The organism is Pyrococcus kukulkanii, from assembly GCF_041647995.1.
In the GTDB taxonomy this organism is placed as follows: domain Archaea; phylum Methanobacteriota_B; class Thermococci; order Thermococcales; family Thermococcaceae; genus Pyrococcus.
In genome coordinates this window covers 36,844-51,680 of the sequence record NZ_JARRIB010000007.1, presented here as the reverse complement: position 1 = coordinate 51,680, position 14,837 = coordinate 36,844, and the positions used below count along the sequence as shown (strand labels likewise).

Genomic DNA, 14,837 nt, shown 5'->3' with positions numbered 1-14,837 from the left:
CCCTTCCTCTTCTTTTCAAGAAAACCCTTGACTCTAGCAACTACATCCTGGCAGGCAGTGTAGTAATAGTGGCTTGGAAGTTTATACTCCCCTTTCAGTTCTGGTGGTATGGAACTCCTAAGCTTGATTGAATTCCTAATCTTATTTTCAAAAGCAGACTCGGTGAGAATTATCAGGAGTTTGGAGTAATCACTGTAAACTTCTTTCACTGCTTTAAACTTCTTCTTTGTGAGTGGGTAGCTTTCGAGGACTACTGTTCTCGTCAGTTTCACTCGTTCTCGACCTCCGTGAGGAGTTTTTTGAATCCTTGAACGAGCTTCTTGTTCTTGCGACCGTAAAGTCTTCCCGCAAAACTGGTTATTATTGTAATCAAATCCTCGACAAGTTCTTCTTTTGGTGTTTTATCCTTCTTGAAGACTGTTTCAATCCTCACGTTGTAGGCTGTGAAGAGTTCTTCCAGGTATTTGAACCCGAATCGTGTGAGCCTGTCAGGGTGTGTGATGATGAGGACATCATACTCCTTGTTTTTTGCTAAATTGATTAGTTTTTTGAGGCCTTTTCTGTTCTCGTTCAATCCTGAGGCGATTTCCTTAACCTCATCCACGATTTGGTAGCCTTTACTAACTGCATATTGTTCAAGAGTTTTGAGTTGGGTTTCCAAGTCTTCTTTCTGGTCTCTTCCTGAGACTCTGGCGTAGAGGACTGCTCTTGTTGTTTCTTGTTTTTTACCGAGTAGTTTTTGAACTTCTTCTTCTGGAATTCTGTAGTCTCGGCCTATTTTGATGGCCTTGATTTTTCCAGCGTGGATCCAGCGGATTATGGTGACTTTATTGTAATTGAGGAGTTCCGCAACCTCTGAAGGTTTGTAAAACTTGGGCATTAATGACACCTAAGTATTAGTATGCAACGAAAATATTTAAACCCTTCGAAAGACACTACTCAGAGAACAGCCTGTGAGTGTTCGAGTGACCCGCTCCGCCATAGTGAACTGAAAGAGAAGGAGGATTAACAGAGTAGTCTAAGCCAGGCACCCGTAGTATCACGGGAGATAAAACTCCACGTGAAGAAGACCCGTCACGACCAGGTAGAAAAGTAGCTCAGGAAATGAGTCTGGTGTGTACCTAACCACACCGTTCTCGCTAGGATGAAACGGTGTATAACGTTATATAACAGCTTCACTTGACTCTAAACTTCATCCTTGAGAGGAACACGTAAGCATCCTTACGTAAACTCCTTGGAACGTAATCCACCAATATATTAGCCTCCTGCACGGCCTTTTTAACCTGCTTCCCAGCAGAGAACATACCACTTTTCAGTATCTTCTCAACCACGTCAACTATCCAACCCTCGACGGACTTCTCAGAGTAGAGATCCTTCCCCTCGATCCAAACTCTCTCGTTTCTAGCATAGAACCTTAAGCCATGTGACGAGAAGTAGAGGGGCCCCCTCTTTATCGAAACCTTCGGTCTCTCGAGCCTATCAACCTCGAGGAAGATGAAGTTTCTACCGTAGTCAATCCCTAGAACCTTAAAGCCCTCTAGCTCGAGTTGCCTAGCTAGGCCTTTAGCCGTCTTCTCAACCTGGGGCAGTAGAAGGTCATCAACGATATCAGGTGGATCAAATAAGAGGGTAAGAAGGTGAGTTCTCTTCCTCCTGAGCTCCTCCAAGTAGTTCCCTACAGCAACTTTGGGGAAGAAGTAGTTAAGCGAAGGGCTCTCCAGGAACTTCTTCGCGTTAAAGTAGAAGAGGCCATAGCGCTCCCAGCTTAAGTTGGCCGCAACATTCCTCCTGGGGTCTATAGGATCTATAACTATCAAGGGTTTATCTTCCTCTACCTCCCTCTTTACGGTCTTCATCGCTATCTCGGGCTCTCTCTTAAGCCAATTCCCAGGATCAATAACCTTCTGCCTGAGCATGAAGTCATGCTTTTCTAGAACCTCTAGGAAGGAGCCGAACTTTATAACGAGGATCTCCGCAAGGTATCCAGAGAACCCCCTAACGTAGATCTCGCTCCCATAAGCGTTTATTCCCTTTAGGAATTTCTTTAACAGTCTAACCTCATCGTTCCTCCCGTTGAGGTTCTCTAGAACCCATCTCGTGTGGAGTATAGACCTATCAACGGCAGTCCTCACATCCCTCCAATCCCTAACGTCATAGCAGGGGACGAGATCAACTTGAAAACCCTTATAGTAGGCCCTAACGTAGGGGTGCTCAGCGTAAGCCACTTCATACCTCTCCAATTTTTTCCCGATTTCCTTGGCTAGCTCAAGACCCCTCTCCCTGAGCTCCTCAAGGGGGATATCCAATGGAAAGGCCAAGAACAAGTCTATATCGTGATCGCCCCTCAGAAAGGTATCCTTCTCAAGGGATCCAACAAAGTAAGGCCTAACCTCGATACCAAGTTCCTCTGATGAGGATTTAACTAGCTCAAGGAGATACAATCTAACTTCATTCAACTCTTTATAATCCTCTTCCCTGGGCTTTATCCTCTCAAGGACTTGAGCTAAAAGCTCCATGGATATCACTCCGAGAGCTCGAACCTTGCCAAAGTTTCATATATCGGCCCCTTTGGAGTTAGCGTGCTCTTCTTCAGCTCTATCGCCTCAACCCTGAAGGTTCCGAAGTCCTCGTTGGCCAATTCCTTGAGCTTCATTGCCAAGCCGAGCTTATCCTTAACGAACTTAACCCTGCCAATTGTAACGTGGGCAACGAACTCCTTGTCCTTCTTGAAGCCTAGCTTTGAAAGTTCCCTCTCTATATCCTGGGCTATGGCCTTTATCCCCTCGTCGTTCTCAACTCCAGCCCATATAACCCTAACGTAGTTTGGATTCGGGAAGACCCCTATTCCCTTAACCCTCACTTCATGCTTCTTGTGCCTTTTGGCTATCTCCGCGAGAATTTTCTTTATCTCCTCGGCCTGCTCCTGCGTAATCTCGCCAAGAAACTTCAACGTTATGTGCAGGTTCTCCCTCTCAACGAACTTAATCTTCGCCTCTTTAGTTCCTATGAAGTCCTGAGCCCTAACTATGGCATCCCTAACCTCCTCGCTGACGTCTATGGCTATAAACGCCCTCATGATACCACCTAGGGAAAATTAGGGAGAAAGGTTAAAGAGATTTTGGGGAGAGTTATCAAAGGATGATGAAGGATCCAGCTCTGACCGGTGATGAGGCCTGCGATGACTGACGGTGATTAAAATGGAGTTCCATAACAGGGAGAAGGAAATTGAGGGACTTATGAGGATAATAAAAAGTGAGCCAACGCTAATTACATTCATCTATGGGCCAATAAACAGCGGGAAAACAGCTTTAATTAAGAAGGTAATCGAAGATCTCCCGAAGGACTACGTGGCATTCTACATCAACCTCAGGGAGAGAATGATAAAAGACTACAGGGACTTTATTCAAGAACTCTTCGAAACCTTTGACGTTAAAGAGAACTTACTCCTCGACTTATTGGAGGAAACCACGAAGTTCATGGGAATTCCAATTTCAAGAAACTTACTTGAGAAGATATTTAGCAGAGATAAGCCCGGAGATGCATTCAAGTACATCGTGAATCTTACAAGGAAGCTCAAGGACAGCGGAAGGACGCCAATAATAGTATTGGACGAGCTCCAGAAGATTAAGGACATTAAGATAAACGGCTACCTGCTGTACGAGCTCTTCAACTTCTTCATAAGCCTGACTAAGGAGAACCACTCAGCCCACGTCTTCGCTATAACCTCAGATTCGCTGTTTATAGAGAGAGTGTTCAGAGAAACGAAGCTCTATGGGAGGGCGAGATACTTCCTCGTAGACGATTTCGATTATAAAACCACCGAAGAGTTCTTAAGAAAACACGGATTCTCAAGTGAAGAAATTGAGCTAACGTGGAAATACTTCGGAGGTAAACCCGTGTTCTTGATTGAGGCTATAAACAACAAGGATAACATAAAAGAATTTTGTGCAAGCCAGCTTTCGTTAAGGAAAAGGCAAATAAAAGAGATAATAAAGGGAAGGAATTTCAAAATTCTCAAAGAGTTTAAGGATAAGGAAGAGATTATTGTTGAAGAAATTGATGAGGAAATAGAGTACCTAGTGGAAAACAACATCCTGTTCTTCGATCCTGTAAGGGGAATCCTAAAGCCACAGTCAAGGCTCGATCTACTCGCAATCAGGGAAATAGCTCCCTGACGAGCTCCTCCACTTTCTCCTTTGCGTTTCCTATTATGGGCTCACCATGGGCTGGATAAAGGTTCTCGAAGTCTATCTCAAGCAATTCCTTGATCCTCTGTCTGTTCTCTTCAGGATTCAAGGAGTACATCCGTGGAATCTCCTTTAACCTCCCATTTTCCTCCATCAGGAGATCCCCAGGGAACAAAGACTTTGATTCCAAGTCCAAGAGAACTATGCTGCCCTGAGTGTGCCCGGGCATGTGGAATACCTTCAATCCCTCAATGACTTCTCCACCTTTAACTTTCACATCCACCTCCCCAATCCTGGGAGCATCTAATTCATGGGCAACAACCTTAATCCCTGGGAACTTCTCCTTTAGACATCTCAGGGAGCCCGTGTGATCAAAGTGGTGGTGGGTAAGAAAGACCATGGTCAAAGGCTTACCAAGCTCCTTAACTTTCTCAACTATCTTTTCACAGGTCTCCTCGAGACCGGCATCTACGAGGATTAAGTGGTCTTCTCTCTCGATCATGTACACGTTAACGAACCTGTCAAATATCCTGTGGATCATCTCCTCCACCTCAATATCACGATTAAAGCAAGGACACTTATAACACCAAGGGTCCACCATGGGAAGCACTTTAACTCAGACCTAGAAACTGTGAAATTTGTGGGAATTTCCTCATAATTAAGGGTAAAACCTGTGATGTTCTCGGGGGCTATAACTTCACCATCCAATTTCATCACGAAGCTTGAAGATTCCGTATTCACAATGCATGTATCTTGGCACTTCAGACCGGTGACGTTAAGCGTCCAGAAAATATCGTCCCCAGATAAGCCCTCCGTGTAGTACTTTGCCCAAGATACTTTCCCATCCTTGAGTATTCTGGCTACAAAGTAGTAACCTATCCAAGGAGCATCGCTACCTCCTCCAGCAATCCCAGCCACTATCGCCGAGTCCTTTAGGAAGACTACTGCCTCTGGAACCATATAGTATTCCGAGGCGATGACCTTTTGTACAGCCAAATTCCCGTCCCTGTCCAAAACTGCCATCCAAAGTGAGTCCCTAGGGTGGGCAGGCATCTTCGCGGAGCCGATAACTAAAACATTTGAACCAAAGTCGTGGTAATCAATAATGTTAACGCAGAATCACGGGGAAGTTGAATTAAAGGTGACAACCCAGGAGCACTCCTTCACCACATCATTCCCAGCAGCTACCTAAGGAAGGATTAACAGCATTACAAATAGTGATATCCACTTCATGATTTAAAGTTGGTCAAAAATATATAAAGCTACTCTTTGGTAACGACTGGAAATTCCTCCCATGGGAAGACTATCCACTTGTCAGTCCTGAAGACGTAATAGTCCGGAACTACGGAAGTCCATGGCTTCATAGCCAAGCAGGCGACCTTTATCTCCCTCGCACCAAGCTTCTTCACTTCCCCTATTACTACCTCTAAGGTTTTTCCAGTATCACTGACGTCATCCACTATCACAACCTTCTTGTCCTTGAGATCCCCATGTATCGGGATTGTAATTACAGGCTTCTCAGCCCTCTCATCTATCCCCTTGTAGAACTTAACGTCGATTACCTTGAGCGGAAGATCACCAAGGATGTGGCTCAACCTAACGGCTGGAATTAACCCTCCCCTTGCGACGCCAACGATTACATCTGGCTTGTACTCTCTCAGCTTATCGGCTAGAGCAAATATCGCCCTGTCAACCTGCCACCAAGTTAGATAGACCTTGTCCATTTTCTCACCCCCTTTGCTCTCCAGTTAACACCTGAATTTAAAAATCCACCGAAAAGCTGAGGCATGTTTGTCAGGATGTTGCAATATTGTGTAAAACAGCAGTTAACAATATTTATAAAGATATGTAAAGTATGAGTTAACATGATTGGACTACTTGAAGATCAGAATCCATGGTGGATACATGAGGAAGATCCTGAATTAAAGGAATTTAAGAAGCTGAGGTACAGGATAACGCCGAAGTGGATAGAAGAAATCTCCCTCCAGCCATTCTCCCTTAATTTCATTCTCGGACCAAGGAGAGTTGGGAAAACCCTCGGAATGAAGCTACTGATAAAAAACATCCTGGAGAATTCAAAAAACCCGTACTCAGTATTCTACTTCGACTGCAGCATTTTAGAGAACTATAAAGAACTCGTTGAGATAATGGAAGCATACTTCAAAATAAGAAGGCGCAAAGGAGTAAAGAGCTCGTATATATTCCTTGATGAAGTAACCTTACTCCCGGACTGGTGGAGGGGAGTTAAGTACCTTATTGATAGGAAAAAATTCATTGATGACGTTCTCACGGTAACCGGATCAATAACCCTCGCCAGAGAAAGAATTATAGGAGCATTTGGGGGAAGAATGGGTAGAGGAAGAATTATAGAGGTTACTCCGCTCTCATTCAGAGAGTACTATCACTTATTCTACCAAGAGTTTGCTCGCTCAAAGGCCAGTGAAATCTTCGAGAACTACCTAGAAACCGGAGGATACTTGGCCTATCTCAATGGCATGCTCACGACAAAAGACGTGATCTTAACGATAAAATCAGATATTCTAACCCTTGGAAAGAGCACGAGCATTGCTAGGGATGTTATCGGAGCCATAATTGACGTTGCTCCCGATCCTGTATCCTTCAGAAAGCTTGCCGAAAGGTCAGGCGTATCAGTTCCGACGGTAAGAGAGTACATTGAAGTGTTTGAAGCCCTTCACATTCTCCTTCAAATACCCTTCAGGGATGAAGGAGGGAGAATAATAGAGAGAAAAGATAGGAAGTTCATAATAAGAGACCCCCTAATTGCAAGAGCTTTAGCAGAGTGGGCGGGGAGGGAGATAGGAAAAGAGGTGCTGTACGAGTGGATCGTGCAGGAACACCTATACAGGAAATTTGGAGAGGTATTTTATTTCAGAACGGATAAATATGAGATCGACGCAGTTGCTAAGGGAATCAAAATCGAGGTTAAGTCGGGGAGAATAAAGAGGAAGTATCCCAGGGGTGTGATAGTTATCGGCGGAGAGGAAATTCCAGAGTTCCTCTATAACTTAACATGACCCTTATAAAGGCCCCTCACATCCTGGGGAAGCAAATTAAGGAACTCATCCTCGCTCTTAAAGGGCCTCTTCGCCAGAATTTTAGCTAAGGTTTTCTTTCCTACCCCAGGGAGCCACTTCAAAACCTTGGAGCTCTCCCTGTTAACGTCAATTGGAACCGGAATTCCGGTGACGCTCCTAAGCCCGTGGTCGACTATCATTACGTCGTAATACTTGTCGAGCTCGAGCCTCTTGGGCACGCCAACTATCAGGGGGTAGCTTCCAAACTGCCTGCCGAAAGTTAAACCATTATCATAAACCTCCATCCTCACGTCCCTCAGAATCGTCCCTACTGGAACGACCCTCTTGAGCATTGGGAGGTCTATCTCATGCCTTATCTTGTGCCTGTAGTGCTCTATCAGCTTCTTGTGCTTTTCAGTCTTCACCCTATCCCTCATGTTCCAAAGCGGCGTCCCAGGGAATACAACGACCTGCCTGATGTTTATCCTCCTAACCATCAAGCCGTCGTCGAGTATCTTCTTCAGGAACTGAAATGTAAGTTCGTACGTTCTCTTTGTCTCTCCAGGAAGTCCAAAGATTATGTTTATCCCAGGGAGGAGCCAGGGAAGACCATTGTAGCCTCTCTTCCCCCCGACCTCGTTTATTATCTTTACGGCCTCGTATGTTTCCTCTGGAGTAGCGTTGAGGTTATTCAACTTGGCAACCTTTGGATCCGCAGTTTCCAATCCAAAGGCAACCACGTTCCCCGGGGTTCCGTACTTAATTATGGCCTTTGCAATCCTTCTGCTCTCCTCGGGGTAGTTAGCGATCACCGCTGGATTTGCATTGTCCACGTGGAGGGTTTTAACGTTTGGTGCAGCACTTCTAACTGCTTTAAACAGCTTCTCAACTTCCTCGGGCTTTGGAATTGGAACCCTGCCGTTGGGCTCGGCCATGTAGGAGAAGATGCAGCTCTGCCTCCCTATCCTGAAGTGCCTCACTCCCAACCTGTATAGGACTTCAACTTCCTGGGCAACGAATTCCTGGGGCCTGTTCTCTACGACGGGGTAGCGAACCGGCTCCGTGCAGAAGGAACAGCCCCCTATACCCATTGCCTTGGGACAGCCACGCTGGGTTTCTATCTCGGCTAATACGAATTCAGGATAGCCCGGGAACTGCTTAACTACTTCAGCTCCCAGTAAAGCGTAGAGCTGCAACTCCCCATAGCTTCTAAACCTAAAGGGATCTAGATCCCTTCCCGAGAAGTAGTCGTAGAGGAAGGCCTCAAGGTCGCCGTAGACTACGTAATCGAAAACCTCCTCGGCGAACTTGAGTTCCTTTGTGGTTATCTTAACTCCACCCATCTTTGCTGAGCCCATGAAAGCGGGACCACCAAGGATCTTGACAGCATTAAATCCGCTTATGAACTTTGCAACCTCCTCAACGCTCCCAGGAACCGCGGAGAGATACTTTCCAGGAGTGTGAAGGCCGCCAATGAAGATTATAACATCGGCTTTCTCAAGTATCTCCCTAACCTTAGGGAAGTTTGGCGTCTTGTTCTTCGTCCTAATGCCGTCTTCACCCTCGAATGTCGCCCTTAAATCGTCAATCGTGAGGTAGAATACGTTAGCATCTCTCCTAGCCTTCTTTATCGCACCATAAGCGTACCTTGGGTAGAGACCTATGTAGGGAGGAACGCCAAGCCCCGCGGGCTCGTCCGTGTAGCCGTCTATTATTGCAACTATCATCTTAGACGAGAACACAGGAGGGGATAAAAACCTTATCCAACCTCATCCAACGCCCTCCTTATTGCCAAGAGCTCAAGCCTCCCCTGAGGCCTTAGAAGTCTTTTCCTCGGATCAAAGAAGAGGACATTGTTCTTAACAGTCCAGAAAACTGCATCGTCGATCTCATTGCACTTTATTGCCTCTTTATCGTTAAACTCATTAAGAAGGGGCAAAATATCCCTGAATAACTCTGGATTCTTTCTCCTCATCGAGTTTAGGGAGAGGACTAACCAACTCGTCCTATCCTCAAGCGTTCCCTCGCACCACTCCTTGAGTTCCTCCCTATGCTTTAGTGCTTCAACAAGATAAACAGGCTTACCCCCAAAGTAGCTCCAAACTAACTCAGCCTCATCATTAGTGAATCCCTGGGACACGAGGAATTTAAGGGCAGTTTCTCTCTCAAAATCATCAACTAGGAAGTAATCTGCTCTTCCCTGGAGCATTGCCTCGTTGTAGACCTTCTCTATGAAGAGACTATCAGAAGTAACGACAAAAACATGGCTTAAACGAGTTTCTTTTGTGAGCCTAACGAAGAAGTTAAAGAGTTTGTATATTAAAAGACCATCTATCTTTAAATCACTCACAACCTGCAGTTCGTCAATTATCAAAATCGGTTTTCTTCCTTTCTCCTTAAGCTCTCTTAAGTAATTTTCGAGGAATACAAAGGGATCTTCGTCTTTATTTTCCAGGATTTTTTTAAAAACCCCCTCAGGAACTGGAATACCACCATAAGCTAGACCACTTTTCAGGAGTTCTGCCAAGAGTTCCTTCGGAGAGCCTTCCCTAACACTAAAGAGAACCTTCATAAAGTCTTCATAGCTATTAACAAAACGTCCTCTCAGATTTATATAAAAAACCGTGAAGTCTTTAGCAATTCTTTTAGTTAGTTCAGACATTAGAACTGTTTTCCCAGAGTTTATCGGGCCGTAGATAAAGGTTATCATGTTTGGATCATAGGAAACCATTTTCAGCAACTTCCCAAGCTCCCTCTCCCTATCGAAGAACATGCTACCACCTAAGCTAATATTGATAAAGGAGTAAAAAGGTTATCCCAGGAGCCAGTCAACGAGCTTCAGACCCTCCAATGCTTCAGGGGTGTAGGGCATCACGACGTGGTGGTTACCTAAGGCTTTCTCTAAGAACTCCCTTCCTATGTCCACCACCAGCTGAGTTCTGCAGAGGCCCTCCTCAAGGAGGCCACTCCTCACTTTTCTCGCAACGAAGTAGGAAAGCTTTGAGTAGTCTAGGCTCACCCTACCTATTATGAGCCTATCATATTTTATCTCGCACGTTACGGCATAGGGACAACCGCTCTCAAAGTGGGAAACTATGCCACAGTTCCTCCCCAGGGTAGGTGCTATCGTACAGTGAGCAAGCTTCAGCTCACCATTTTTCGTGAATCCACTTGGGTTTGCTATCCATCCGGGACTGTCGGTTAGCTCATAGCTTATCGTGAGCATGAGCAAGCTGTGAAAGTCATCCTCACATGCCGTTGGAATTCCCTCGGCGTTCATCATTGCCACAGCAAGGCAGGGGGTAACCTTATACTTGACAACGAAGGGGAAGCAGTCAATTACTATAGCGTTAGCTTTGTACTCGTCCTTTAGCTTCTTTAGCGCGTAATAAATCCTCACGACATCCCTGACCTTCTCCCCTTCAGCGTTTATGAGAACCCTGACCTTGGCCAGAAGATCTTTTATTTCACTCTCGCTTGCACTCCACCCAACCTCCTTTATCCTTTCGTAGCTTATGGCATAGACTTTAGAACCAAAAACCCCTGAGAAGGCCTTAGCGTTTTCGCTTACTTTACCATCACTCGTTATCTCGAGGATCCTTAGGCCCTTCAACCTTTTATACGCTTTCAACCCCCTTATTAAACCAATTAGCTCCTCAGGAGATTCCGCATGGTACAGGTAAACGTTGTAACCATTCGCCTCAGCCCAAGCCTTAGCGGATAAACCGCTTGGAAGGCTGTTGTGCTTTCCATGGGTAATTAAAATTGTCGGCTTTCCAGCTTTTATTACTTCCTTGGCTTTCTTACTGGTTCCCCCAGTCAACAGGAAAAGTAACACAATATCAGCACCATCTACTCCAGAAACCTCATTCACATCCTTAAAGCTCACGAGATCCTTAGGGAATACCTCCCTAAAGCTCTCCATGACCTTCCTATAGTAACTTTCGCCATGAAGCTCACTTGCCAAGAATAAGCCCACAATTTCCACATTTGCCACCTCCATTATAACTTTTCAAGTGCCTTCCTTATCGCTAAAAGTTCAAGCCTCCCTTGAGGCCTTAAAATTCCCCTCCTTGGATCGAGGAATAGAACATGGTTTTTAACCGTCCAAGCCACTGCATCATCTATATCTAGACACTCAATTTCCTCACTCCACCTGAACTTTCCAAGTAGACTCAAAACTTCTTCAAAAAGCTCTTTGTTAGTTCTTCTAAGTGAGTTGAGGGAATAGAGCAACCAATGGAACTTAGCCTCAAGCGTTCCCTCGCACCACTCCTTGAGTTCCTCCCTATGCTTTAGTGCTTCAACAAGATAAACAGGCTTACCCCCAAAGTAGCTCCAAACTAACTCAGCATCATCCCTACTAAGTCCGTTGACCTTAAGGAAGTCCAAGGCAGTCTTTCTATCAAAGTCATCAACTAGGAAGTAATCTGCTCTTCCCTGGAGCATTGCCTCGTTGTAGATTTTCTCTATGAAGAGGCTGTCTGATGTGACAGCAAAAACATGGGCTAAGTGCTCCTCCTTAGTCAAGTGAACAAAGAAGTTGAACATCTCATAGATCAGCGAACCATTAACCTTCAAGTCCCCAATAACCTGTAACTCATCAACAATCAGAATAGGATTCTTCCCCACCCTCCTAATTTCTTCCATAAGAGTCGCGATATATGTAAAAGCATTTTTTGGCTTCTTTTCCATAACTATTCTCTCAAAAAGCTCACTAGGAATTGGAAATCCAAAAACTTCCTTTCCAACGGAGAGAACTAGAGAAATTGCATCCTTTAAAGTTCTAATATTGTTTCTAAGATCTAGTGAGAACAACACACTAACAAACTCTTCATAACCTGTAATAGGAGATCTCCTGAAATTAATTTTGAAAGCTAAGTAGTCGTCTGGAAGCCTCTTGATGAACTCATCAATCAAAGCAGTTTTTCCAGAGTTTATTGGGCCGTAGACAAACGTTATCATGTTTGGTTCATAAGATATTAAGCTCAGTAAAGCCCTAAGTTCTTCCTCCCTATCGAAGAACATGCCATCCACCAATAACTAATCCAGAGGAGATGATAAAAATATTGCTTGAAGAAAGAGAAGAATTCAGAAGAGATCCTCTTCTTCCTCTTCCTCGAAGAGCTGCCTCCTTGCAGCCTCGAGCATGAGCTTCCTCTCTTCCTGAGCAACTACCTGCCTGATTAGCTGCACTGCATCTGGGTTGGCTGAGATGCTGTCAATACCAAGCCTGACAAGTATTCTTGCCATCTTCGGATCACTTCCGGCCTGTCCGCAGATGCTGGTCTCGACTCCGTACTTCTTACAGACCTTAATGACGTGCTTGATTAACTTGAGCACTGCTGGGTGGGTCTCATCATAGAGCTTGGCAACCCTCTCGTTGTCCCTGTCAATTGCGAGCGTGTACTGGGTCAGGTCGTTAGTTCCAAAGCTGATGAAGTCGATTCCCTCCTTGACGAGATCCTCGATAATTATTGCCGCAGCTGGAACCTCGATCATGACACCCCAAGCAACGTCCTTGTGTGGCTCAAGACCAACCTCTCTAGCTATCTCCTTGGCCTTCCTTATCTGCTCTGGGTGGCTAACGAGTGGTAGCATTACACCAATGTTGTTGTAGCCCTTCTCAACGACCTTCTTGATGGCCTTGAACTCGGCCCTGAGAAGCTCCGGCTGATCAAGACCTCTCCTGATGCCTCTCCATCCAAGCATTGGGTTTCTCTCTTCTGGCTCGTCCTCTCCACCAGGCATCTCCCTGAACTCATTGGTTGGAGCGTCAAGGGTTCTGTACCAAACTGGCCTTGGATAGAATGCTGCTGCAACCTTCTCAATTCCCTCAGCAAGCCTCTCAACAAGCTCCTCCTCCTTGCCTTCCCTGATAAACTTGATCGGGTGCTGACCGATGCTGAGAATCATGTGCTCAGCCCTAAGTAGTCCTACACCATCAGCTCCAGTAGCTGCAGCCCTCTCAGCAACCTCAGGCATTGAAACGTTGACCTTGATGAGTGTTCCAGTGACCAATGGCGCGGCAGCAACTGCTCCTCCAGCGGCCTCAGCCTTAGCCTCCTCCTCCTTCTTGACTAGGCTCTTGACGATTCCCTTGTAAACGAGACCTCTCGCACCGTCAACTGTAACGTACATTCCGGTCTTGAGCTTCTTGGTTGCCTCCTTGGTACCAACGACACATGGAATTCCGAGCTCTCTTGAAACTATTGCAGCGTGGCTCGTCCTTCCACCCTCGTCGGTAATGATTGCAGCGGCCCTCTTCATCGCTGGAACCATGTCTGGGTTGGTCATTGTTGTAACGAGAACATCTCCTTCCTTGACCTTGTCGATCTCGCTTGCATCGAATATAACTACAACCCTACCTGCACCAATTCCTGGTGAGGCACCAAGACCCTTGAGGATGACCTCTGCCTCCTCAACTTCCTCTACCTCCTCACCAGCAGCCTCCTCCTCTTTAAGGGTTGTGACAGGTCTTGACTGAACGATGTAAAGCTTGCCGTCGTCCTTGTCATAAGCCCACTCAATGTCCTGCGGCCAGCCGTAGTGCTCTTCAATCTTTTGGCCCATCTTCGCAACTTCAATTATCTGCTCGTCAGTAAGAACCTGCTTCTCAACCCACTCTGGGCCAAGGTGCTCAGCTACCTTAACCATGACGGTTCCCTTACCGGTCTCAGGGTTCCTGATGACCATGACCTCCTTCTTTGCAATGACCTTCTCCTTAATCTTCCAGGTGCCCTTCTCGACGATGTACTCATCGGGGGTTACGGCACCACTAACTACAGCCTCACCAAGGCCCCAGGAAGCGTTGATCATTATCTCGTTCCTGTCGTTGGTAACCGGGTTAGCGGTGAACATGACACCGCTCTTCTCGCTGTTGACCATCTTCTGAACTACAGCTGAGAGGTAGACCTTGCTGTGGTCGAAGCCCTGCTTGGCCCTGTAGAAGGTTGCCCTTGCAGTCCAGAGTGAGGCCCAGCACTTCTTCACCTTGTCGATAACATCGTCAGCACCAAGAACGTCAAGGTAGGTCTCCTGCTGACCGGCGAATGAAGCCTCTGGGAGATCCTCAGCGGTAGCTGATGATCTTACGGCAACGTAAACCTCCTCCTGACCGAACCTCTGGCTGAGCTCCCTGTAAGCCTGCTTGATCTCATCTGCGATCTCTGGGGGCATGTCAAGGGCCTTTATGAGCTCTCTAATTACCTCAGTATTCTCCTGGAGCTGCTTTGAGTCATCAACGTTAGTTCTGCCGATTATGTCCATAATCCACTCCTGGAGAACCCTCGGCTCGTCAGGAGCCTGGGCGAGAACTTCAGCTATAGTTCCCTTGTTAGCCTTTTCCCCAAGGATCCTCTTAATATCTTCCTTAGAAACCTTAACATTCTCAACAAAGTACTTATATGCCTCAGCCGTAACACAGAATCCCGGCGGAACTGGAATGCCAGCCCTTGTCATTTCACCGAGATTCGCTCCCTTACCACCAACAAGTGGCACATCTTCTTTACTGAGTTCCTCAAACCACTTTATGAACTTGTAGGCCATTTCCATTCACCTCCAGCTGAGAATAACCGAGAGTGATAAAGAAAGAACGTATTTAAAATTAACGTGA

13 protein-coding genes and 1 pseudogene are annotated in these 14,837 nt (G+C 46.0%); 2 read left to right on the top strand and 12 right to left on the bottom strand.

Translation table 11 applies throughout. The features are described 5' to 3' along the window. The 4 genes and pseudogenes from P8X24_RS11615 to thpR all read right to left on the bottom strand — a co-directional run. Window positions 1–272: pseudogene (locus P8X24_RS11615) on the bottom strand (RNA-guided endonuclease InsQ/TnpB family protein); the annotation flags it as partial. Continuing rightward, window positions 269–880 carry an IS607 family transposase gene (locus tag P8X24_RS11610; protein ID WP_372916424.1) on the bottom strand — a complete coding sequence of 204 codons (612 nt, stop codon included), beginning with the start codon at window positions 878–880 and terminating at the stop codon, window positions 269–271. The pseudogene P8X24_RS11615 and the gene P8X24_RS11610, both read right to left, overlap by 4 nt. Window positions 881–1,175: 295 nt before the next feature. Continuing rightward, window positions 1,176–2,516, bottom strand: a complete 1,341-nt coding sequence (cca, locus tag P8X24_RS11605; protein ID WP_372916422.1) for a CCA tRNA nucleotidyltransferase — start codon at window positions 2,514–2,516, stop codon at window positions 1,176–1,178. A 5-nt stretch (window positions 2,517–2,521) separates the two neighbouring features. Next, a complete protein-coding gene (gene thpR / locus P8X24_RS11600) occupies window positions 2,522–3,076 on the bottom strand; it encodes an RNA 2',3'-cyclic phosphodiesterase (RefSeq protein WP_372916420.1) in 555 nt (184 codons plus the stop codon). A gap of 121 nt (window positions 3,077–3,197) precedes the next feature. Between thpR and P8X24_RS11590 the strand changes: the two genes are divergently transcribed. Beyond that, window positions 3,198–4,175, top strand: coding sequence for an ATP-binding protein (locus P8X24_RS11590; protein WP_372916418.1), 978 nt, complete (start codon window positions 3,198–3,200; stop codon window positions 4,173–4,175). Here the strand turns inward: P8X24_RS11590 and P8X24_RS11585 are convergent. From P8X24_RS11585 to P8X24_RS11575, 3 genes are all read right to left on the bottom strand, one after another. After that, window positions 4,156–4,728, bottom strand: a complete 573-nt coding sequence (locus P8X24_RS11585; RefSeq protein ID WP_372916416.1) for an MBL fold metallo-hydrolase — start codon at window positions 4,726–4,728, stop codon at window positions 4,156–4,158. The genes P8X24_RS11590 and P8X24_RS11585 overlap by 20 nt on opposite strands. Then, the gene (locus P8X24_RS11580) at window positions 4,725–5,240 is read right to left on the bottom strand and encodes a hypothetical protein (RefSeq protein ID WP_372916414.1); all 516 of its coding nucleotides are present in this window, start codon (window positions 5,238–5,240) and stop codon (window positions 4,725–4,727) included. The genes P8X24_RS11585 and P8X24_RS11580 overlap by 4 nt, the downstream gene beginning before the upstream one ends. Before the next feature lie 209 nt (window positions 5,241–5,449). Continuing rightward, window positions 5,450–5,911 (bottom strand): phosphoribosyltransferase, encoded by a 462-nt coding sequence (locus tag P8X24_RS11575; RefSeq protein WP_372916412.1) that lies wholly within the window; start codon window positions 5,909–5,911, stop codon window positions 5,450–5,452. 141 nt (window positions 5,912–6,052) lie between these two features. Between P8X24_RS11575 and P8X24_RS11570 the strand changes: the two genes are divergently transcribed. Then, window positions 6,053–7,222: an ATP-binding protein gene (locus P8X24_RS11570; protein ID WP_372916410.1), complete on the top strand. Its 1,170-nt coding sequence runs from the start codon at window positions 6,053–6,055 to the stop codon at window positions 7,220–7,222. Here P8X24_RS11570 and P8X24_RS11565 read toward each other — a convergent pair. From P8X24_RS11565 to ppsA, 5 genes are all read right to left on the bottom strand, one after another. Beyond that, a complete protein-coding gene (locus P8X24_RS11565; protein WP_372916408.1) occupies window positions 7,207–8,949 on the bottom strand; it encodes a radical SAM protein in 1,743 nt (580 codons plus the stop codon). The two genes, P8X24_RS11570 and P8X24_RS11565, sit on opposite strands and share 16 nt — an antisense overlap. Window positions 8,950–8,981: 32 nt before the next feature. Then, window positions 8,982–9,995, bottom strand: a complete 1,014-nt coding sequence (locus P8X24_RS11560) for an ATP-binding protein (RefSeq protein WP_372916405.1) — start codon at window positions 9,993–9,995, stop codon at window positions 8,982–8,984. A gap of 39 nt (window positions 9,996–10,034) precedes the next feature. Further along, the gene (locus P8X24_RS11555) at window positions 10,035–11,210 is read right to left on the bottom strand and encodes a hypothetical protein (RefSeq protein ID WP_372916403.1); all 1,176 of its coding nucleotides are present in this window, start codon (window positions 11,208–11,210) and stop codon (window positions 10,035–10,037) included. Between the two features lie 14 nt (window positions 11,211–11,224). Next, the gene (locus P8X24_RS11550; protein WP_372916431.1) at window positions 11,225–12,250 is read right to left on the bottom strand and encodes an ATP-binding protein; all 1,026 of its coding nucleotides are present in this window, start codon (window positions 12,248–12,250) and stop codon (window positions 11,225–11,227) included. A gap of 63 nt (window positions 12,251–12,313) precedes the next feature. Continuing rightward, window positions 12,314–14,770 carry a phosphoenolpyruvate synthase gene (gene ppsA / locus P8X24_RS11545; protein WP_372916401.1) on the bottom strand — a complete coding sequence of 819 codons (2,457 nt, stop codon included), beginning with the start codon at window positions 14,768–14,770 and terminating at the stop codon, window positions 12,314–12,316. Window positions 14,771–14,837 lie beyond the last annotated feature (67 nt).